The organism is Streptomyces sp. NPDC002884 (genome assembly GCF_040295245.1).
In the GTDB taxonomy this organism is placed as follows: Bacteria; Actinomycetota; Actinomycetes; order Streptomycetales; family Streptomycetaceae; genus Streptomyces.
The window spans coordinates 198929-218677 of the sequence record NZ_JBEOVB010000010.1 but is presented as its reverse complement, the minus strand read 5'-3'; the positions used below and the strand labels follow the sequence as shown (position 1 = coordinate 218677).

Annotated in this window: 18 protein-coding genes and 1 pseudogene; 10 read left to right on the top strand and 9 right to left on the bottom strand. The window is 71.6% G+C overall.

What is annotated here, in order from left to right; all coding sequences use genetic code 11:
• Positions 1-161 precede the first annotated feature (161 nt).
• Positions 162-545: pseudogene (locus tag ABT070_RS22275) on the bottom strand (BlaI/MecI/CopY family transcriptional regulator); the annotation flags it as partial.
• Positions 546-672: 127 nt separating this feature from the next.
• On the opposite strand from ABT070_RS22275, the gene ABT070_RS22270 reads away from it, so the two are divergent.
• Positions 673-1161: a DUF4396 domain-containing protein gene (locus tag ABT070_RS22270; protein ID WP_351763277.1), complete on the top strand. Its 489-nt coding sequence runs from the start codon at positions 673-675 to the stop codon at positions 1159-1161.
• Positions 1162-1261: 100 nt separating this feature from the next.
• On the opposite strand, the gene ABT070_RS22265 is transcribed toward ABT070_RS22270, so the two are convergent.
• Positions 1262-1777 carry a hypothetical protein gene (locus ABT070_RS22265; RefSeq protein ID WP_351763275.1) on the bottom strand — a complete coding sequence of 172 codons (516 nt, stop codon included), beginning with the start codon at positions 1775-1777 and terminating at the stop codon, positions 1262-1264.
• Positions 1778-1906: 129 nt separating this feature from the next.
• On the opposite strand from ABT070_RS22265, the gene ABT070_RS22260 reads away from it, so the two are divergent.
• Positions 1907-2341 (top strand): MarR family winged helix-turn-helix transcriptional regulator, encoded by a 435-nt coding sequence (locus ABT070_RS22260; protein ID WP_351763273.1) that lies wholly within the window; start codon positions 1907-1909, stop codon positions 2339-2341.
• Between the two features lie 30 nt (positions 2342-2371).
• On the opposite strand, the gene ABT070_RS22255 is transcribed toward ABT070_RS22260, so the two are convergent.
• Positions 2372-3574, bottom strand: a complete 1203-nt coding sequence (locus tag ABT070_RS22255) for an MFS transporter (RefSeq protein ID WP_351763271.1) — start codon at positions 3572-3574, stop codon at positions 2372-2374.
• A gap of 99 nt (positions 3575-3673) precedes the next feature.
• Between ABT070_RS22255 and ABT070_RS22250 the strand changes: the two genes are divergently transcribed.
• The 3 genes from ABT070_RS22250 to ABT070_RS22240 all read left to right on the top strand — a co-directional run bounded on the left by ABT070_RS22250 (position 3674) and on the right by ABT070_RS22240 (position 6313).
• Entirely contained in the window at positions 3674-4645 is a 972-nt protein-coding gene (locus tag ABT070_RS22250; protein WP_351763269.1) for an ArsR/SmtB family transcription factor, read from the top strand.
• Between the two features lie 110 nt (positions 4646-4755).
• On the top strand, positions 4756-5259 hold the full coding sequence (locus ABT070_RS22245; protein WP_351763267.1) for a glutathione peroxidase: 504 nt from the start codon (positions 4756-4758) through the stop codon (positions 5257-5259).
• A 181-nt stretch (positions 5260-5440) separates the two neighbouring features.
• Positions 5441-6313 (top strand): MerR family transcriptional regulator, encoded by an 873-nt coding sequence (locus ABT070_RS22240; protein WP_351763265.1) that lies wholly within the window; start codon positions 5441-5443, stop codon positions 6311-6313.
• A gap of 276 nt (positions 6314-6589) precedes the next feature.
• Here ABT070_RS22240 and ABT070_RS22235 read toward each other — a convergent pair whose 3' ends face one another.
• The 3 genes from ABT070_RS22235 to ABT070_RS22225 form a co-directional block, all read right to left on the bottom strand.
• Positions 6590-6781 (bottom strand): DUF397 domain-containing protein, encoded by a 192-nt coding sequence (locus tag ABT070_RS22235; protein WP_020131958.1) that lies wholly within the window; start codon positions 6779-6781, stop codon positions 6590-6592.
• Positions 6782-6992: 211 nt separating this feature from the next.
• The gene (locus tag ABT070_RS22230) at positions 6993-7862 is read right to left on the bottom strand and encodes a helix-turn-helix domain-containing protein (protein WP_062645357.1); all 870 of its coding nucleotides are present in this window, start codon (positions 7860-7862) and stop codon (positions 6993-6995) included.
• A gap of 298 nt (positions 7863-8160) precedes the next feature.
• On the bottom strand, positions 8161-8916 hold the full coding sequence (locus tag ABT070_RS22225) for a GOLPH3/VPS74 family protein (protein WP_351763262.1): 756 nt from the start codon (positions 8914-8916) through the stop codon (positions 8161-8163).
• A gap of 238 nt (positions 8917-9154) precedes the next feature.
• Here ABT070_RS22225 and ABT070_RS22220 point away from each other — a divergent pair, with 238 nt between their 5' ends.
• Positions 9155-11698, top strand: coding sequence for a D-alanyl-D-alanine carboxypeptidase (locus ABT070_RS22220; RefSeq protein ID WP_351763260.1), 2544 nt, complete (start codon positions 9155-9157; stop codon positions 11696-11698).
• Positions 11699-11868: 170 nt separating this feature from the next.
• Positions 11869-13842, top strand: a complete 1974-nt coding sequence (locus tag ABT070_RS22215; RefSeq protein ID WP_351763258.1) for a DUF8823 domain-containing protein — start codon at positions 11869-11871, stop codon at positions 13840-13842.
• Here ABT070_RS22215 and ABT070_RS22210 read toward each other — a convergent pair whose 3' ends face one another.
• The gene (locus tag ABT070_RS22210) at positions 13843-14742 is read right to left on the bottom strand and encodes a hypothetical protein (protein WP_351763257.1); all 900 of its coding nucleotides are present in this window, start codon (positions 14740-14742) and stop codon (positions 13843-13845) included. It abuts the gene before it with no gap.
• 76 nt (positions 14743-14818) lie between these two features.
• Here ABT070_RS22210 and ABT070_RS22205 point away from each other — a divergent pair, with 76 nt between their 5' ends.
• Both ABT070_RS22205 and ABT070_RS22200 read left to right on the top strand, forming a co-directional pair.
• On the top strand, positions 14819-15604 hold the full coding sequence (locus ABT070_RS22205) for an SDR family oxidoreductase (protein WP_351763255.1): 786 nt from the start codon (positions 14819-14821) through the stop codon (positions 15602-15604).
• 138 nt (positions 15605-15742) lie between these two features.
• On the top strand, positions 15743-17311 hold the full coding sequence (locus tag ABT070_RS22200; protein ID WP_351763253.1) for a sodium:solute symporter family protein: 1569 nt from the start codon (positions 15743-15745) through the stop codon (positions 17309-17311).
• On the opposite strand, the gene ABT070_RS22195 is transcribed toward ABT070_RS22200, so the two are convergent.
• The gene (locus ABT070_RS22195) at positions 17308-18426 is read right to left on the bottom strand and encodes an ADP-ribosylglycohydrolase family protein (protein WP_351763251.1); all 1119 of its coding nucleotides are present in this window, start codon (positions 18424-18426) and stop codon (positions 17308-17310) included. The two genes, ABT070_RS22200 and ABT070_RS22195, sit on opposite strands and share 4 nt — an antisense overlap.
• Before the next feature lie 127 nt (positions 18427-18553).
• On the opposite strand from ABT070_RS22195, the gene ABT070_RS22190 reads away from it, so the two are divergent.
• A complete protein-coding gene (locus ABT070_RS22190; RefSeq protein WP_351763249.1) occupies positions 18554-19081 on the top strand; it encodes a DUF2165 domain-containing protein in 528 nt (175 codons plus the stop codon).
• A 52-nt stretch (positions 19082-19133) separates the two neighbouring features.
• Here ABT070_RS22190 and ABT070_RS22185 read toward each other — a convergent pair whose 3' ends face one another.
• Entirely contained in the window at positions 19134-19721 is a 588-nt protein-coding gene (locus ABT070_RS22185; RefSeq protein ID WP_351763247.1) for a hypothetical protein, read from the bottom strand.
• Positions 19722-19749 lie beyond the last annotated feature (28 nt).

Genomic DNA, 19749 nt, shown 5'->3' with positions numbered 1-19749 from the left:
AGACGTCAGCCCTCGTCTCTGTCTGTCTCCGCCGGTGTCCCTGACGATGTCTCCGCCGGTCTGCCTGCCGGCGTCTCCGGCGGTGTCCCTGCCGGAGTCCCTGCCGTCGCGGCTGCGGGCGCGGCTGCGGGCGCGTCCGCCGCTGCTTCTTCGCCTTCGCCTTCGCCTTCGTCGCGGGGCTGTCCCAGGAGTTCGCGCAGCAGCCGTTCGTCGTCGGGGCCGAGGCCGGTGACGAAACTGGCCAGCACGGCCTCGCGGTCCCGCTCGGCGTCCAGCACCCTGCGCATGCGATGGGCGGCGAGACCCGCCTCGTCGGACGCGGGCAGCCACGCGAACGACCGCCCGCCGCGCTCGCGGGTGACCGCGCCCTTGGCCAGCAGCCGGGTGAGGATCGTGATCACCGTCGTGTAGGCGAGACCGCCGCCCAGGCGTTCCTGCACCCATCCGGCGGTGGCCGGACCGTCCGCCTCCCGCAGCGCCGACAGGACCAACGCCTCCAGCTCGCCCTGTCCCCGCCGCCGGGGACGCTGCCGGTGATCCGTCACGCCCTGTCTCCTCTCCGCCGCCGTCCGATTCCCGGTCCGACATCGTATAGACGCCGTCGGCCGCGCTCGTCCCGCACCGCCCGGACGGACCCTTGCCCACAATACCCCTGGGGGGTATACAGAAGGCATGGACCACGACCAGCACCACCACGATCACACCTCCCCGGCAGGGCACGAGGGCGTCTCCTGGGCGATGGCGGCGAAGGCGACACTGCACTGCCTCACCGGGTGCGCCATCGGCGAGATCCTCGGGATGGTCATCGGCACCGCCCTCGGCTGGGGCAACGTGCCGACCATGGTCGTCGCGATCGTCCTCGCGTTCCTGTTCGGCTACTCCTTCACCCTGTTCGCCGTGCGCCGGGCCGGCCTGGGCCTCAGGGCAGCGGTCAAGGTGGCGCTGGCCGCGGACACCGTGTCGATCGCCGTGATGGAACTCGTCGACAACGGCGTCGTCGCCCTCACCCCGGGCGCGATGGAGGCCCAGCTGTCGGACGGGCTCTTCTGGGCGGCCCTCCTGGGCGGCTTCGTGATCGCCTTCCTGATCACCACGCCCGTGAACAAGTGGATGATCGCCCGCGGCAAGGGCCACGCGGTCGCCCACGCCCAGCACGCCTGACGCCCCGCGCCCCTCCCCGCCTCTCCCCTCCCCCGCCTCTCCCGCCTCTCCCGTCGACGCTCCCCCTGACACCTCCCCCTGGCGCATCCCCCGGGTTCGCTCACAGCCTGCCGAACGCCACCCCGCGCCAGATCCAGCCCGCCGCCAGCACCGCCTCCCGCAGCGGATCCTTCATCTCCGCCGGGTCGAAGCGGTACGTCTCCTGGAGGCGCCGGCGGCCGTCGGCGTCGCGCTCGACCACCCACTGGCGGGAGACCGCGGTCACCTGGCCGCGGCCGAACTCCCGCGCCACGGCCAGCCGGGGCGGGTCACCGATCCATGTGACCTCACGCCGCTCGTCGACGCTGCGCACCTCGTGCGTCTCCGGCAGCAGACGCATCCGTGTCTTGAGGGTCTGCCGCATCCGCATCCGGACGAAGTACGTGTGCCAGGCGGGCTCCCGGACCCGCCACTCCGCCACCAGATCGGCACGCTCCTCGGGCAGCGCGTCGCGTATCCGGTACGGAACCTCCGGGCCGTTGATCGCGAACAGCGCGGCCCGGACCTCCTCGGCGGAGCGCGGCACGAGACCGCTCTCGGGGTGTCTGGTTCCGGTCAACTTGTCGAAAAAACCCATCCGATCAACCTAGGGCACGGGCGAGCACGGCCACCCGGGCCGCCCGGACATCTCGTCCGGCAGAGGGTCGAGCCGTCCCCGCGGCCGCCGCTAGTCTTTCCCCTCATGGGGAAAACCGCAGGTGGGCAAATGGCGGTCGTGGCCGCGTTGGTGCGGTCGGCGTTCCTCGTGAACGCCGTGTACGCCGAGTCGAGCCGCGCCCACGGCATCACTCCGCAACAGGGCCAACTGCTGTGCGTATTGATGCCGCAGCCGTACGGCATGAGTGAACTCGGCGAGATGCTCGGGCTCGCCAGGTCGAGCCTGACGGGGCTGGTGGACCGGACGGTCCAGCGCGGACTGGTCCGGCGCGAGCCGGATCCGCGGGACGGACGGGCCGTCCGCGTCGGACTCACCGACCAGGGCGACCGACTCGCGCACGGCTTCTACGACGAGACGTGCCGCCGCCTCGAGAACCTGCCCTCGGGGCTGAACACGAACGAACGCGACCGGCTCGCCACGCTGCTCGCCCGCGTCGTCCTCGACAACAAGGTGCCCGAGGTCTTCACCGACCCCGCCGTCTGACACCGTCCGACCACCCCCGCCCTCACCCGCTCACCCGCTCACCCGGCCGAAGTCGCTCGCTTCGTGCTCCGTGTCGGCTCGTGCGGCGATCCTCAAGGTCAGGGTCACCGCGATCGACGCGAGCGCCATCGCGGTCATCGCCGTGGCGGGCGAGGTGAGTTGGGCCAGCATCCCGGCCAGCGTCGCGCTCACGCCCTGCATCGTGAGCATTCCGGCCGAGTGCAACCCCAGTGCGTGGCCGCTGAGTTCAGCCGGGGTGAGGGCCATCAGCCGCTCCTGCTGGACCAGGCTCGCACCGAAGCCGACGGAGGCGAGGGCGACGCAGGCCGCGGCGAGCGGCAGGGCCGGGCGCAGGACGAAGAAGGCGTAGGGAGTGGCCAGGAGCAGGAGAAGGGGAGTGGCCAGACGGTGGCGCAGGGCCGGCGGGACGAGGCGGCCCACGGTCACGTCCCCGGCCAGCATGCCCAGCGCCCCGCAGGCGAACAACGTGCCCGCCGCGTCGGGGTCGTAGGACACGAAGAGCGCCTCGCAGCCGACGACCAGGCCGTTGGGGAGCCACAGGCCCAGATAGGTGAGGCGGCGGGGGCGGGAGGACCACAGGACGGCGTTGGTGTGCCGGGTCGCCGCGACCGAGGGACGGCCGGAGGCCCGCGGGGGACGGACGGTCAGGCCGAGGCGGGTGACCACGGCGGCGGTCGTGTGGAGCAGGGCGGCGAGCAGCAGGACGGCGCGCGGGGAGAACGCGGTCACCAGGACGCCGCCACCGGCGAACCCGATGATCTGCATCAGTCCGCTCAGCATGTTGAAGAGCGAACGCCCCGGCAGATAGCCGTCCTTGGTGAGGATCTCGTTCAGCAGGCCCCAGCGGACGCCCCCGCCCAGCGAGGCGATCAGCCCCTGGAGGAGCACGACCGCGAAGATCCCCCACACCGGCAGTCCGGGCAGCGCCATGACGGCCGTCGCGGCGGCGAAGGCGAGCGAGAGGCCGGTCAGCGCCGACCTCGGGGGCAGCCGGTCGGCGCCCGAGAGGAAGAAGGTCGCGCCCAGCACCTGCGCGAGCGACGGGCCGAACATGCTCACCGCCGACAGCAGCGGGGAGTCGGTGGCCCGGTAGACGAGCGTGCCGAGGGCGAGCCCGCTCACCGTCCCGGCGGCGGTCTGAGCGGCGGCGGAGAGGAAGAGGGGCGTGAATTCGGGCGTGCGGAAGAGCTGTCGGTACGTGTGGCCGGTCATGGGCGGAGTCTGCGACGGGCCGTTGAGGGGTGGTTATTGTTTCGCGGGCCCGCGAAACGTCGTCGGTCGTACGGGCACGGGACGGAGGGGTGCGGGGGCATGGGCTGGTGGCAGGTGAACGCGGACACCCTGGCGCGCAGCCGGTTCGTGCTCTCGCCGCTCGCCGAGACCTTCGCGAGCCTGAAGCTGCTGCACGCGGGCGTGGGTACGCATCCCGGCGAGCACGACTGGCTGCGCGACCGTCTCCCCGGCTACCGCGCCGTACTGGCGGCCGACCCGGTGACCGCGCTGCTGGTGCGGGCCGGGCTCGGGCGCAGCTGGGTCGCCGACTTCCTCACGCCCACGCCGAGGGACGGCGAGAGTTTCGAGGAGGGCGTGGCCCGCATCCGGACGGCCGACCCGGCAGAGGCCCGCGCCCATCTGCGGATGTCCCTGGCCGGCCCGCTCCCCGCCGCCCTGGAGCGGGACGACCTTCCGGAGCGGGCGGCCGGGCTGCTGGAGTACGTCTGGGAGACGGGCGTACGGCCGCACTGGGAGCGGCGGCGGCGCGTCCTGGAGGCCGATGTCGTCGCGCGGACCGCGCAGGTCAGCCGGGGCGGCTGGGCCGCCGTACTGGACTCGCTGCGGCCGGGGACGCGATGGCTCGGCGAGAGTCGGTTTCAGGTCAACCTGCACGAGTATCCGCCCCGCGAGATCTCCGGTGCCGAGCTGGTGTTCGTGCCGGTCACCCCGAAGACGGGGTGGGTGTCGTGGGACGAGCGGGAGCGGTACGCCGTCGTCTATCCCTGTACGGGGGCGCTCGCCGAGGACCACCGGGACCGGGCCCGTGCCGTGCCGGCCGCGCTGGGCGCCCTGCTGGGGCCGGGGCGGGCCGCGGTGCTGGTCCTCCTCGCCGGCCCCCTGAGCACCACCCAGCTGGTCGCCCTGACCGGGCAGGGCCTCGGCTCGGTCGGCCGCCATCTGCGGGTGCTGCTGGACGCGGGGCTGGTGGAGCGACGGCGCGCGGGACGGTCGGTGCTGTACTCGCGGACCGCGGCGGGCGAGGTCCTGGCCAGGGCCGCCGCCGGGTAGGTGTCCCGGAGGTCCGAGCGGGGCGCGGCAGCCCGGCGACGGGCCGGAACCGGAAGCGGGGGGTGGCCCCGGAAGGGGTGGGTTCACCGCCCGGGGCTAGCATCCGGAGCATGACTACTGATGCCGGTGCCTCTCCCCTCGACGTTCGGATCGATGCCCTCAAGGGCGGTTCCGCGGAGCTCTCCCAGTACGCTGGCAAGGCCGTGCTCGTGGTGAACGTGGCCTCCAAGTGCGGCCTGACCCCGCAGTACACCGGCCTGGAGAAGCTGCAGGAGCGGTACGCCGCCCAGGGCTTCACCGTGCTCGGCGTGCCCTGCAACCAGTTCCTCGGGCAGGAGCCCGGCACCGCCGAGGAGATCGCCGAGTTCTGCTCGGCCACCTATGGCGTGTCCTTCCCGCTGACCGAGAAGGTCGAGGTCAACGGTGCGGAGCGGCACCCGCTGTACGAGCGGCTCGTCGGGTTCGCGGACGGCGAGGGCCACGACGGCGACATCCGCTGGAACTTCGAGAAGTTCCTGATCGGGCGGGACGGGTCCGTCGTCGCCCGCTTCTCCCCGCAGACCGAGCCCGAGTCCGCCGAGGTCGTCGCGGCCATCGAGAGCCAGCTGGGCTAGTCGGACCGGGCGGACCGCGCGGACCCGACGGGCAGCCCTGGTGGCGGACCGGTCGGGCGGACCCGGCTGGCGGACCCGGCTGGCGGACCGTCCGGCTTGACCTTGTCCCTGGGGCAGGGCGGAGCCTCCTCGTCGCCGGGCGCGAAGGCCGCCCGGCGACGGAGGACGACGGGAGTGCGTGGTGGACAGGGGCGATGACGGCGCGCTGCTCACGATCGGCGCGTTCGCCGCGCGGGCCCGGCTCTCGGCCAAGGCGCTGCGGCTGTACGACCGGCTCGGGCTGCTCGCACCGGCGCACATCGACGAGGCCAGCGGCTACCGCTACTACCGGGCCGGCCAGGTGGAGCGGGCCCGGCTGGTGGCCATGCTGCGCCAGCTCGACATGCCGCTCGCGCGGATCGCCGAGGTGGTGGAGACCGCTGACGGGCCCGCGTCCGGGGAACTGCTCGCCGCCTACTGGGGCGATGTCGAGACCCGGTTCGCCGCCCAGCGCACCCTCGCCGCCTACCTCCGTGCACGGCTGTCGGGGAGGAGCTCAGAGATGTACGAGAAGTTCGAGGTCCGGTTGGTCGACGTGCCCGAGCAGGTGATCGTCACCGAGACGCGGCACACGCTCGCGGACGAGCTGCCCACGTGGATCCCCGCCTCGCTGGGTCGTCTGGAGGAGGCGGCCGGGCAGTGCGGGGGCTTCGCCGGGGCACCGTACGTCGTCTACTACTCCGCGGTGTCCATGGAGAGCGACGGGCCGGTCGAGTCGTGCGTGCCGGTCGCCGACGAGGCCGGGGCGCGGGCCTGGGCGGCCGCCGCACAGGGCCGGGGCCGGCAGTTCCGGGCGCGGGTGGAGCCCGCCCGGCGGCTCGCGTACACGAGGATCACCAAGGCACAGGTAGCCCACCCGCAGATCCTCGCCCCGTACGAGGCGGTGGAGGTCTGGATGAAGCGTGAGGGCTGGGACTACGACGGGCCCTGCCGGGAGATCTACTTCGCCGACTGGGACACGGCGGGAGCCGAGGACCCGGTGTGCGACGTGGCGTTCCCGGTGAAGCGGGCCTGACGGGTCCGCCTGGCCGGCCCGCTTGGCCGGTCCGCTTGGCCAGGTCGGTCGGCCGGGTCCGGTCGGCCAAGCCGGTCAGCGGGGTCGGTCAACCGGGCTGGTCGGCCGGGTCCGGTCGGCGGACCGTGCCAAGGATGCGCCGAGCCCCCTCGGCAAGGACGGCGATCTGGACGAGGGGGCTCTTGGGTCGTACTGGTGAAGCCGGTCCTGCTGGTGAAGCTGGTCTTGCTGTTCCTGCTGGTGAAGCCGGTAGGGCTGTCTCAGGGGATCGTCCCCTTACGCCTTGACCGATGCCACGAAGGTGTTCCACGCGTCGGCGGGGAAGGCCAGGGTCGGGCCCTCGGTGACCTTGGAGTCACGGACGGCCATGGCCGCACGGAGGGGGGACTTGATCTCGACGCACGCGCCGTTGCCCTGGGAGTAGGAGGACTTGACCCACTCGTTCGCGGCGCCCTGCTGGATTGCCATGTTCGCTCCGGTAGTCAGTTGCTGAGTTGCTGTCACCACGCCGTGCGCAGATCTCCGTCTGCACGGCATGGTTTGCGCCACCGTTGTTGCTTGATGGCGTGATCGACGCTACTCGCCAACATCGTGATACGGAGCGACTATTCACCCGTCCGGATGGCATATTCCATAGGGACTTCCCCCCGGCCCGGCCGAAGGTGTAGCTTGCCGCGCCTCATGAAGCGACCTCTCTTGCATAGTCCTTCGCCACCTTCGCGATGAACTCCCGCGTCTGGTCCGCGTTCAGGGCCTGGGCCCGCAGATGCTCGTACATCACGCTGTACTTCTGGACGTCCTGCGGCTTCTCCAGGTACAGGTCGCTGGTGACTCCCTCGATGTAGACCACGCTGGAGTCGGCGGCGTCCGGGAACTCGAGGATCGCGTACTGGCCGCTCACCCCCGGATGCGCGCCCATGGTGAACGGGATCAACTGCACGGTCACGTGCGGCAGCTGGGACATCTCCAGCAGGTAGTCCAGTTGCTCGATCATCACCTGCCGGTTGCCGACCTGGCGGCGCAGCGCCGCCTCGTCCAGGACCGCCCACAGACGCAACGGGTTGTCGGCTGTGGAAATACGTTCCTGTCGGCGAAGCCGCACCTGGATCCGCTTCTCGATGTCCGCCGGCGGGGCCTCCGGCAGCGCGCCCGAGATCAGCGCCTCCGCGTACTGACGGGTCTGGAGCAGCCCGGGCACGACCTGCGGGTCGTACACGCGCAGGCTCGCCGCGTCCGTCTCCAGACCGATGTAGACGCTGTACGGAACATCGCCGAAGGCATGCCACCAGCCCTGCTGGCGGGAGTCCTTGGCCATCTCCATCAGCGAGTCGACCATCCGCTGGTCCTCGACCTCGTACACCCCGCACAGGTCACGGACGTCACGCTGGCTGATGCTGCGCCGGCCGTTCTCCAGCCGGCTGATCTTCGACTGGGACACCAGCAGGCGCTCGGCCACCTCTTCGGCCGTCATGCCCTTGAGCTCACGGAGCCGACGCAGCTCCTGGCCCAACCGGCGTCGCCTGACAGTGGGATTGACATTGGACGCCACGGGACGTGCACCTCCGGCTGCGTGTCTGCAACTGACACTTTGCGTATCTGCTGTTGAGCAGACTGCCACCAAGGCGCTTTCTACCGCTGGAAAACGGTGGATATGCGGCGGGTACACGCCAGTTCGGGTCGGTCCCCGACATGCGTCCGCGCGGGGCGGCGGGTCGATACGTCCCACCACCCCGCGCGGCCGCTGCGGCTCCCGGACGGGTCCTGGGTCCGACGGGTCCAACCGGCCCTGCGGGTCTTACGTCCTGCGGTTCCCCGGTCCGGCCGGCGCGCTGCCGTGGAACTGCGGCTCAGTGAGCCACGACACGCGCCATCGGACCGCGGTGCGGCTGCGCCGGAACGCCACGGGCGGGCTCCGGAGCGGGCCTGGCACCGGGTCCGGCCTGCCGGCCGGGTGGTGCCTGGTTGCGACGCGGCTGTGCCACCGCGCCGTTCTGGACGTCCATCACGGCGTGCGCCACGAGGCCGCCCATCGGGTCGTGCCTGATCAGGTCCCGCAGCCGGGAGCGGGACGAACGTCCCTCGTTGCCCGGATACAGGTGCTTGCCGAGGCCGACCGCGTGCGCCAGTGCGGCGAGCGCCGCGGTCCGCGGGTCCGGCGGTACGCCGGTGCGGATCGCGGAGTCCAGCCGGGCCTTGATCTCCCGGCTGATGTCGGTGTCCGTCGCCTGGTAGCGAGTCGTCGGAAGCACTCCGCACATCTGACCCGCCACGGCATGAACCATGCCGCACCGCTCCAGATGCGAGAGGTAAATCTGGCGTAGCCCGAGACGCGGCCCGCCGATCCAGTGGACGGCACGTACAGGAGCGCCACGCCTTCGCAGCAACTCCAACGCGCAGTCCAGCGTTGGGTCTCCAGTCGGCCGTGGGGACACCACGGCGATACGATCCCCGTCAGGGGCTATCCGTCCGGCCAGCGCCAGCTCCACTAGCTGCGCTCCGGCCAGACCGAGGTCGAGCGACTGCGGCTGTGCGGTGGTACCCGTGGTCGGGTCCAGCGCCAGCAACAAAAGCTCTTCCGGAATTGTTCTGCGGCTCCTGCCCATCCATGCCTCCCCGCGTGGATGAGTGACAGGGTGACCCCTCTCACAATGGTCTGTCGAGGGTGCGTGACCTGTTTGTAGTGGAACCAGTAGGTATGTCGTTCTCGTCTACCACTGGAGCCAAGCCCTCTACACAGGACACTGGTACATGGTTCGGACACGCCGTGAGGCGTGTCTCGGGCGGGCGGTTCACGGTTCGGCACGAGCGCGCGGTGGGCGTGCGGCACAGGAGGAGGCATCGGTGGCGGGCGAGTCCCCCGACAGGTCGAAGCAGCGCGAGTCGTCGGCAGAACCGACGTCGGGGAGCGCGAGCACGGTTCCCGAGGCGCGTGAGCCTCGCGATTCCCGTGAAGTCCGCGATCCGCGGTTGGCCGTGGCGCGGGAGGCCGAGCCGTCGGCGTCCCGGGGCGGTGTGGACACGGCGACGCGAGTGTTCTCGGTACGGGACCTGAAGACCGCGGAGTCCGAACAGCCCGACGCCGAGGCGCCCGGGGAGGGCGAGGAGCCCACGGCGGCCGGGGAGGGCGGCGAGGCCACGGCGGGCGAGTCCGCCGAGGACGCCACGGAGGCCGAGGACTCCGGGAAGACCGAGGCCGACGCTGCCGCTGACGCCGACGCCGAGGAGACCGCGCGGGCCGAGAGCAGCGGCGCGGCCACGAAGGCCGGGTCCGCCGGGTCCGCCGAAACCGAGGACGCCGAGAGCGGCTCCGAGGGCGCCCAGGACGGCCCTGAGGGCACCGTGGCGGCCACGAGCGCCTCCGGGAGCGCCGAGGGCGCCTCCGGGGGCAGTGACGAGCGCCTGCGGGAGGCTGTGGCCCAGTGGGTGGCCTCGGCGGACGACAAGGACTCCACGGAAGAGCCCGCGACGGACTCCGCGGTGGACGGGAACTCCTCGGACCGGGACACCTCGGACGGAGACACCGGCGCCGAGGCGGAGGAACGTTCCGCGAGCGACGCCGCGGAAGCCGACGAAACCGACGAAGCCGACGAAGCCGACGAGCCCGCCGACGCGAAGCCGGAACCGAAGCCGGAGCCCGAGGACGGGCCCGCCGCCAGGTCCGCGTCCAAGCCCGCGCCGAAGTGGGCGTCGGGCGCCGGCCTCGCCGACGCCGACACCGACGCCGACGAGGAAGCCGCCCCGGACGCGAAGGCCGGTCGGGCCGAGGACGCCGACGCCGACACCGACACCGACACCGACAAGGCCGACGATTCCCCCGTCGACCAGCCCACCGCCGTCTTCAAGGCCCCCCGGCCCAAGCCCGCCGTCGACCAGCCGACCACCATGCTGAAGCTGGGCGGCGCCACCAGGCCCAGGTCCGAGCCGGACGAGGCCGAGGCAGGCCCGAAGGCCGGCGAGAAGGCCGCGCCCGAAGCCCCCGCCGAGCGGACCAGCAAGTTCGTCGCGCTCAAGCCGCTCGACGAGCCCCGCCCGCCGAAGCCGGCCGACGTCACCGCCTTCGTGCCGCAGGTCGGCCCCGAGCGCACCACCCAGCAGCCGCTGCCGCCGAGGCCGCCGCTGGACCTGCTGGCGGAGCTGACGAACACCCCGCCGCCCCCGCCCACCCCGCTGCGCACGCTCGGGCGACGGCTCAAGATCTGGACGCCCCTGGTCATCCTGCTGCTGGTCGCGTTTGCGATCGCGCAGGCCGTGCGACCGCTGCCGGAGACCGCGCTGACCCTCACCGCGAAGGACTCGTACACCTTCGAGGGCGGCAAGACGCAGCTGCCCTGGCCGAGCGAGGGACAGGGCTGGATGGACGCCGACGGCGTCGGCACGATGGGCAGCTTCGGCAAGCAGACGCCCGTGGCCATCGGCTCGGTCGCCAAGACCATGACGGCGTACATCATCCTCAAGGACCACCCGATGAAGGCCGGGGAGGAAGGCCCGGAGATCGAGGTCGACGCGACGGCGGAGAAGGAGGGCGGCTACGACGTCTCCGGCGACGAGTCGACGCTCAACACCGTCAAGGCCGGCGACAAGCTCACCGAGAAGCAGGCCCTGTCGGCCGTCCTCATCCCCTCCGCCAACAACATCGCGCGACTGCTCGCGCGCTGGGACGCGGGCACGGAGGCGGCGTTCGTGAAGAAGATGAACGCCACCGCCAAGGAACTGGGGATGACGAACACGACGTACACCGACCCCTCGGGTCTGAAGGAGACCACCGTCTCCACGGCCGAGGACCAGGTGAAGCTCGGCCGCGCGTTCGTGAAGGTGCCGGCCCTGGTCTCCATCTCCAGCGCGGCCAGCTGGGACGACCCGTCCGGCAAGAACTGGCCCAACTACAACACGCTGCCGTACAAGATGGGCGCGATCGGCATCAAGACCGGCAGCACCACCGCGGCCGGCGGCAACCTGCTGTTCGCCTCCCGCAAGGAGGTCGACGGACAGACGGTGACCCTCGTCGGCGCGATCCTCGGCCAGCACAAGCCGAGGATCCTCGAGACGGTCAACGCGGTCAGCCAGACGGCGCTGCTCGCCGCCGAGGACGCGGTCACCTCGGCGAAGATCCTCAAGAAGGGCGACGTCGTCGGGTACGTGGACGACAAGCTGGGCGGCCACACGCCCGTCGTCATCACCAAGGACGTCCCCGCGGTCGGCTGGGCGGGCATGACGGTGAAGCTGTCGTTCACCGCCGACGACGTGCCGCACACGGCGAAGGCGGGCACCCAGGTGGGCACGCTCACCGTCGGGGACGGCTCCAGCAGTGCCGTGAAGGTGCCGGTCGCCCTGCAGACGGACCTGGTCGAGCCGGGCTTCTCGGACAAGCTGACGCGCATCGGCTGAGCCGCGACCCCGCTCGCGGGGCTGCGTCACCCCGTCGGGCAGCCGCCCGGCGGGGTGCGTGCTAGCGTCACGAAACGGGACAGGTCGCCGGTCGCAAGGACGCAGCCGTGAAGCGGACGCGAACGGCATGCGGCCGAGAGCAGAAGACGGGACACGGGGAGTGCCTTCAGGTGGCCACTGCGGAGCCGACACGCGCCGACGACACCGGTCCGGACCCGGACGCCGGCCCGCGACCGAGGGTGCCCGCGCCGCAGTCGGGCGACCACGACCGTGACGACCGTGACGCGGTGGTAGAGCTCGAGCGGGACCACGTTCCGGACCGTACGGGGGCCGACGGCCCCCGGGGGGACGCGGGCGAGCGCGCGGACGGCCGTACGGACGGCGCGGGCCCCGCCCGTGAGCCGTCCCGGACGAGATCCGCGCTCGACGGGCTGGGCGGGTGGCTGCGACGCCACCCCGTGCTGGCCATGACGGGACTGTCCGGCGTCCTGCACCTCGTCTGGTTCTTCACGTTCGCGAACAGTGGCGGCGACCTCGCGGCGCAGGACGCCTGGGCCGAGTTCGTCGGCCGCCACCCCGACTCCGCGTACAACCTCGCCTGGTACGGCGGCATGCACCCGGTGTCGTACAGCATGGTGTCGCCGTATCTGATGTCCCTGCTCGGCGTCCGGACGACGATGATGATCGCCGGGACGCTGTCGGCGGGCCTGCTCACCCTGATCCTGTTGCGCTGCCGCCCGGTGAAGAACCCCCTGTGGCCGGCGCTGGCCGGGGTCTTCGCCCTGCTGTGCAACGCGGCTTCCGGGCGGGTGACCTTCGGGCTCGGCAACACGTTCGCGCTGGGCGCGGTCGCCGTCGTCTTCTGCTGGCCGCACCGCTGGCGCTACAAACGGTGGGCGAAGGCGCTGTGCGCCGCCCCGCTCGCCGCGCTCGCCACCATGGGATCGCCGGTGGCGGGGCTCTTCGTGGGACTCGTCGCCGCCGCGCTGTTCCTTCAGAAGCGGCGGCCGGGCGCGTGGGCGCTGGGGCTCGCCCCGACGGCCGTGGTCGCCCTGTCCGCCTGGCTGTTCCCGTTCTCCGGCACCCAGCCGATGTCCTTCGGCTCGGCGTCCCTGCCGCTGCTGTCCGCGGTGGCCGTCTTCGCGGTCGTCCCGCGCGACTGGAAGACGGTGCGGATCACCTCGGCGGTGTACGGGCTCGGGGTCCTGATGGTGTGGCTGATCAGCTCGCAGATCGGGTCCAACATCACGCGGCTCGCGATGCTGTTCACGGGTGTGGTGCTGATGGCGGCGCTGCCGTTCGCCGTGCCGCGCAGCCGCAAGTGGTACGTGATCGTCCTGGCGTTCCTCGGGTTCGTGGGCTGGATCGGCTTCAAGTCGGTCGACGACGTCCTGCGGACGACCCCGGCGGCCTCCTGGGCGCGTGAGCTGGCGCCGCTCGTCAACGAACTCCAGGAGATCGAAGCGGAGAAGGGGCGGGTGGAGGTCGTACCGGCCCGCTCGCACCGCGAGGCGTCCGCGCTGGCGCCGTACGTCAATCTCGCCCGGGGCTGGAACCGCCAGGCCGACATGGAGCGCAACCCCCTCTTCTACGACGACACCCTCAACTCGGCGAACTATCACGAGTGGCTCCAGCGGTGGGCCGTGCACTTCGTCGTCGTCCCGAAGGAGGCGCTGGACGGGGACGGCGGCGAACGGGAGCGGCAGCTGGTGCAGCGGGGTCTGCCGTATCTGACGCAGATCTGGGGCGACGCCAACTGGCAGCTGTTCAAGGTCACCGACCCCGCCTCGCTCGCCGAACCGAACGCGGTGGTGCAGCGGGCCAAGCAGGACGAGATGACGATCGACGTGAAGAAGGCGGGGCGGATCCTGATCCGGATCCCGTACTCGCCGTGGCTGAGCGTCGTCGACGCGGAGGGCAAGAGCCTGAAGCCGCCGCAGGAGACGGACGCGTCCAAGGACCGGGCCGAGGGGGAGCCGAAGACGTACGACAACGTCGACGGGTGCCTGTTCGAGACCGAGGAGGACGCGGACGGGGACAAGTGGACGATGCTGGTCGCCCCGCGGGCGGGTGTGTACCGGCTGGCCGCGCCCTATCAGCTGCCGCGGGGCACGCCGTGTCCGGACGAGCTCAAGCAGCCCTGATCAGCGCAGGTCGGCCACATGGCGGTCCGTGCCCGGCACCGTCGGGACGAAGGGCGCGATCAGTTCCACCCTGCCCAGGCCCGACTCCGTCACCGCCTCTCCCAGGCCGGTGAAGTGGGGGTCCCAGCAGTCCCTCGGGTCCGATTCCAGGAACCAGAGCAGGGTCAGGCGGGTGTCGATGCCCTCGACCTGCTTGACGTAGGTCATGCGGTCGCCGGGGAGGGGGGTCGGGCGGAAGACGGTGACCATGGCCGTCGGGGAGCCGGCCACCCGCTTGGGGAGGTGGCGGGCGCGCAGCCACTCCAGGAGTTCGGCGCGCTGCTGCGCCGAGTCGGCGTCGATCACCTCGAGCACCAGGCCCGCGTACGGGTGGTCCAGGGCGTGGAAGTCGCGGGGTCCGGCGGCGCCGTCCCGGTACACGGTCGTCTCGTGGTCCTGGAACGCCGTGAAGACGTGGGTGCGGTCCTGGTAGACGCGGGCGTCCCGGTTGAGCCGCTTGTTGATGGCGACCGTCCACTTCATGTGGTCGTCGTAGCGTCCGTCGGTGATCCAGTAGGTGGAGAGATAGCAGCCGGCGGTGACCGGCTGGGCGATCGCCGACTTCTCCGGGTGGCGCAGCAGCTGGAGGTCGCGGGTCGCCACCCACCTGCGGCCCGCGTACATCCAGGGCATCGCCATCGCGCCGGCGTAGTAGTGGTCGTCCTCGTACCAGCGGTTGTAGGCGTACTCGTGGCCGGGGTGCGGTTCGACCATGGTGATCAGGGCGTGGCCGGGGCGCACCCCGTAGGGGCCGACGGCGGCCAGTTCGGCGTACGTCTCGCTGTGCGTGTCGTCGCGCTCGGTGCCGTGCCCGGCGCCGCGCTGGTCGCTGTGCTGGTCGCTGTACGTCTCCTCGCGCATGCTCTTCCCCATCCTCGGTGACTGGCCCATACTCTGACGCTCCGTCAGATAATGCGCCAGAGGCCCGGAGGTCCCGATGTCACTGCTCACCGGCAAGACCGTCGTCGTCTCGGGAGTCGGCGCCGGGCTCGGTCACCAGGTCGCCGCCGCGGTCGTCCGGGAGGGCGGGAACGCCGTGCTGGGGGCGCGGACCGAGGCGAGTCTCGCGAAGAGCGCGGCCGGGATCGATCCCGAGGGGGCGCGTACGGCGTACCGGGTCACCGACATCACCGACGAGGGCCAGTGCGAGGCGCTGGCCGAGCTGGCGCGGGAGCGGTTCGGGGGGATCGACGCCGTGGTGAACGTGGCGGCCTGGGACTCCTACTTCGGCGGGGTCGAGGACGCCGACTTCACGACCTGGCAGTCGGTGATCGACGTGAACCTGCTGGGATCGCTGCGGATGACGCGGGCGTGTCTGGCCGGGCTGCGGGTGCGGGGCGGGTCGGTGGTGTTCATCGGGACGCAGTCCGCCGTGGCGGCCCCCTCGCAGGTGCGGCAGGCGGCGTACGCGGCCTCGAAGGGGGCGCTGACCAGCGCCATGTACTCGCTCGCCCGGGAGTGGGGACGGCATCGGATCCGGGTCAACACCGTGCTGCCGGGGTGGATGTGGGGGCCGCCGGTGCAGGCCTACGTCCAGTTCACCGCGCAGACGGAGGGGGTGCCGGAGGAGGAGGTGCTGGGACGGCTCACCGAGCGGATGGCCCTGCCCGAGCTGGCGACGGACGGGGATGTGGCGGACGCGGCGGCGTTCCTGGCGTCGGACCGGGCGCGGGCGATCACGGGACAGTCGTTGCTGGTCAACGCCGGGGAGCTGATGCGATGAGTTCATGTAGGTGAACGCGAACCACCATACCGAATTCCTTTACCTCCCTTTGACCTTACGGTTACTTGTCGTGTTCACGCGGCAGCGCCCACGATGAGCGCCGGGCCGAACGCCGGGCTGAACTCTGGGAGGGCGCACATGAACGGTCTCGACTGGACCGTGCTCATCGGCTATTTCGGCGTGATGGTCGCGATCGGCGTCTGGTCGCACAAGCGCGTCGACGACGTGAGCGACTTCTTCACCGCCGGCGGCAAGATGCCCTGGTGGCTGTCCGGCATCTCGCACCACATGTCGGGCTACAGCGCGGTGATGTTCACCGGGTACGCGGGCATCGCCTACACCTACGGCGTGACCTCCTTCGTCACCTGGTCCTTCCCCATCGCGCTCGGGATCGCCATCGGCTCGAAGCTGTTCGCGCCGCGCATCAACCGGCTGCGGTCGCGCCTCCACGTGGCTTCCCCGCTGGAGTACCTGAAGAACCGCTACGACCTCAAGACCCAGCAGGCGCTGGCCTGGTCGGGGATGCTGCTGAAGATCGTGGACGTCGGCGCGAAGTGGGCCGCCATCGCGACCCTGCTGTCCGTCTTCACCGGGATCTCCCTCAACCAGGGCATCCTGATCACCGGCGCGATCACCGCCGTCTACTGCACGATCGGCGGTCTGTGGGCGGACGCGCTGACCGAACTCGGCCAGTTCGTCATCCAGTTGCTGGCCGGCATCGCGATGTTCGTCGCCGTCGTGCTGAAGCTGAACGACAAGGGCATCGGGTTCCTGGACGCCTGGGACCAGCCGGCGCTCCAGGGCCACGACAAGCCCCTGGTCGCCCAGTACGGCACGGTGTTCCTGCTCGCGTTCCTCTTCATCAAGCTCTTCGAGTACAACGGCGGCATGCTCAACCAGGCCCAGCGGTACATGGCCACGGGCAGTCCGAAGGAGGCCGAGCGGTCGGCGCGGCTGTCGGCCGCGCTGTGGCTCGTCTGGCCGCTGGTGCTGTTCTTCCCGATGTGGATGTCGCCGCTGCTGGTGACGTCGAACAAGCCGGACGGCTCCGACTCCTACGCCCTGATGACCGAACAGCTGCTGCCGCACGGGCTGCTGGGCCTCGTCATCGTCGGCTTCTTCTCCCACACGATGGCCATGTGCTCGTCCGACGCCAACGCCATCGCCGCCGTCTTCACCCGGGACTGCGCGCCGGTCATCTGGGCGCGGGCCCGGGAGTGGAACCAGCGGTCGGGGCTGATCGCGGCACGCGTGGCGACCGTCGTCTTCCTCGGCCTCTCCATGGCGGCGGCCACGCAGGTCAACTCCCCCGCCTTCAAGGACATCATCACGGTCGTCATCAAGTGGGTGGCCGGACTGATGGGCCCGATGGCGATCCCGATGATGCTGGGCCTGCTGCGCCCGTTCCGCCGCTCCGGCCCGACGGCCGCGCTGACCAGCTGGTCGATGGGTCTGCTGGCCTTCTGGCTGGTCAACTACCCGATCAACTGGAACGTCGACGGCGGAGTGCCGCTCCAGTACCAGGTGTCGATCCCGCTGGCCGTGTCGCTGGTCCTCTACATCCTCATCGGCTTCATCAAGCCCGAGGACACCCCGGAACGCCTCGCGATCATCGAACAGATCAACACGGACGGGGACGGCGGCGCCTCGGCCGCCGCGCAGGTGCCGCGGCCCAAGGACGAGGTCCCCACGACCGTGTCGGACTAACTCCCCCTGGGGTACCTGGCCATCCAGCCGGGTGACGCCCCGGCAGGACCGTGCAGGGCCGGCCCCTGGGTCATCTCCATGGCGAAGTCGTCGGCCAGTTCAAGGATCGTGGGACGGCCCTCCAGCTCGGCCAGCCAGGCCGGCGGGAGGGCCGTCTCGCCGTGCAGGGCGCCGAGCAGACCGCCGGTGAGCGCGGCGGTCGGCCCCGAGGGCGCGCCGTGGTTCACCGCGAGCCGCAGCCCGTGCCGGACGTCCTCCGCGACGAGGGCGCAGTAGACGGCGCCCGACAGCACGGCCTCCGCGGTCCCCGCCCCCGCGAGCTCCTCCACCCGCGCGGGACCCGGCAGTCCCTGCCGTACGGCGCCCAGCGCGTGCTGCAACGCCTCCGACACCGCCTCGTGCCCCGGCCGCGAGGCCAGCAGGGCGAGCGCCCGCTGCACCGCGCCGTCCAGACTCTCGCCGCAGGCCAGCGCGTGCACGGTGACGGCGTACGCGGCCGCCGCGAGGTACGCCGTGGGGTGGCCGTGGGTCTGGGCGGCGCACTCGACGGCGAGCTGGGCGACGAGTTGCGGCTCCCAGCCGACGAGCAGCCCGAAGGGCACCGAACGGGGCACCACCTCGGGCCCGGCCGCGCCGGGGCTCTTGGGCGAGTCCAGGGTGCCCATGACCTCGTCGCCGAGCCCGAGCAGCAGCGTCCGGGTCGGATCGCGCCGGGCGTACAGCCACTCCTCGCGGGCCAGCCAGCCGTCGTCCTTGCGGCGCAGGTCGGGTCCCCAGTCGCGCTGGGTGGCCGCCCATCTCAGATACGCCCGGTGCAGATCGGTCGGCGGATGCCAGGCGCCGGTGTCGCGCCGCACCTGGGCGCGGATCAGCCCGTCCACGGTGAACAGGGTCAGCTGGGTGAGATGCGTGACCGCGCCGCGCCGCCCGTGGGCGGGGGCCAGGTCCACGACCCCCTCGGGCCCGTGGGCCCGCCGGATCTCCTCGATCCCGAGCCCGTCGACGGGCGCCCCGAGGGCATCCCCGACGGCCGCGCCCAGCAGCGTGCCACGCACCCGGCCGCGGAAGTCCTGCTGTTCGGCACGGCCCCAGACGGGCCCGGCAGTCGCACCCACCCAGCCCTCCCGCACCGTGCGTACATACGACGTCCGTCACTGTAATCGAACAGCGCTCCGTTCCGGCCCTGTGCACGGGCGTTCCGGTGGAGGGGTGATGAAGACCTGGTGGGGTAAGGACACCGGCATGACCACCCCCACCACACGTATCCCACACGCGTCACGCGTGCTTCCGCTCACCGCCACCCTCCTCACCGGGACGGTCGCGCTCTACATGCTTCTCGTCGCGTTCGGGAACATCACCGACTTCGGCACCAACCAGCAGTTCGTGCGTCATGTGCTGGCGATGGACACGACGTTCAAGGACGACGACGTGATGTGGCGGGCGGTGACGAGCAAGGGGCTCCAGGACGCCGCCTACGTCGTGATCATCGCGTGGGAGACCGTCGCGGGGGTGGTGCTGGCCGCCGGGACGTGGTTCTGGGCGCGCCGCGACCACATACGCGGTCGGGCGCTGTCCACGTACGGGCTGGTCATGCTGATGCTGCTGTTCGGCGCCGGGTTCATCGCGATCGGCGGCGAGTGGTTCGCCATGTGGCAGTCGGAGAGCTGGAACGGGCTGGACGCGGCGACCCGGGCGTTCCTGTTCGGCGGGGTGGTGCTGATCGTCAACCACCTGCCGCTCGGGCAGGCGCGGGACGACTCCGGGGCGTGATGTCGGGGCGTGATGCGGGGGCGGGCCGACCGGACGTCCGGGGCCCGGTCTCCTAGTCGAGGACCCTGACCTTCGTCCCCGTCTCGCCGAACGCCCACAGCGCCGTCCCGTCCGCCTTGGCCATCCGGATGCCGCCGGTCTGCGTACCGGCGGCGGCCGGGGGCGGGGAGGAGCCGTCGACGGCGTTGGAGAAGGCGATGTTGACGCCCGACGTGGCGGAGAAGTACACGATGTGCTCGATCGCCACGCCGTCGGAGCCCGTGGTGGCGTCCTTGCGGAGCGACACCGTGAAGCTGCCGACGGCCGGGTCCACCGTGCCGGGCCAGACCGTGAAGGTGCGGCGGGCCGTGTCGTCCGCGTCGACCAGCCAGACCCGGTGCTGCCCCAGCGAGTAGACGATGCGCCGGCCGGTGCCCGAACTGCCGGGCACGGCCGCCGTCCTGGGGGTGGCCGACGGTTTCGGCGAGGCCGAGGGCTGCGCGCCCGCCGACGCCGGGGCGGTCGGGCGGTCGGCCGCCGACGCCGTCGGGTGCGGGCCCTGCTCGGCCTGCGCCGTCAGGAAGACGACCGCGGCGATCGCGCCGGTCGTCAGGCCGGTGACCCAAACCCAGGAGGGAAGCCGTCGGGCAGGCACGGGCACGCATCTCCTCAGCTACGGGACCCCTCCG

What these genes read in the sequence shown, in the direction of transcription:
- ABT070_RS22270 (WP_351763277.1), top strand. Translation starts at nt 673, where the DNA reads ATGGACCACGACCAGCACCACCACGATCACACCTCCCCGGCAGGGCAC.
- ABT070_RS22265 (WP_351763275.1), bottom strand. Translation starts at nt 1,777, where the DNA reads ATGGGTTTTTTCGACAAGTTGACCGGAACCAGACACCCCGAGAGCGGT.
- ABT070_RS22260 (WP_351763273.1), top strand. Translation starts at nt 1,907, where the DNA reads ATGGCGGTCGTGGCCGCGTTGGTGCGGTCGGCGTTCCTCGTGAACGCC.
- ABT070_RS22255 (WP_351763271.1), bottom strand. Translation starts at nt 3,574, where the DNA reads ATGACCGGCCACACGTACCGACAGCTCTTCCGCACGCCCGAATTCACG.
- ABT070_RS22250 (WP_351763269.1), top strand. Translation starts at nt 3,674, where the DNA reads ATGGGCTGGTGGCAGGTGAACGCGGACACCCTGGCGCGCAGCCGGTTC.
- ABT070_RS22245 (WP_351763267.1), top strand. Translation starts at nt 4,756, where the DNA reads ATGACTACTGATGCCGGTGCCTCTCCCCTCGACGTTCGGATCGATGCC.
- ABT070_RS22235 (WP_020131958.1), bottom strand. Translation starts at nt 6,781, where the DNA reads ATGGCAATCCAGCAGGGCGCCGCGAACGAGTGGGTCAAGTCCTCCTAC.
- ABT070_RS22225 (WP_351763262.1), bottom strand. Translation starts at nt 8,916, where the DNA reads ATGGGCAGGAGCCGCAGAACAATTCCGGAAGAGCTTTTGTTGCTGGCG.
- ABT070_RS22210 (WP_351763257.1), bottom strand. Translation starts at nt 14,742, where the DNA reads ATGCGCGAGGAGACGTACAGCGACCAGCACAGCGACCAGCGCGGCGCC.
- ABT070_RS22205 (WP_351763255.1), top strand. Translation starts at nt 14,819, where the DNA reads ATGTCACTGCTCACCGGCAAGACCGTCGTCGTCTCGGGAGTCGGCGCC.
- ABT070_RS22200 (WP_351763253.1), top strand. Translation starts at nt 15,743, where the DNA reads ATGAACGGTCTCGACTGGACCGTGCTCATCGGCTATTTCGGCGTGATG.
- ABT070_RS22190 (WP_351763249.1), top strand. Translation starts at nt 18,554, where the DNA reads ATGACCACCCCCACCACACGTATCCCACACGCGTCACGCGTGCTTCCG.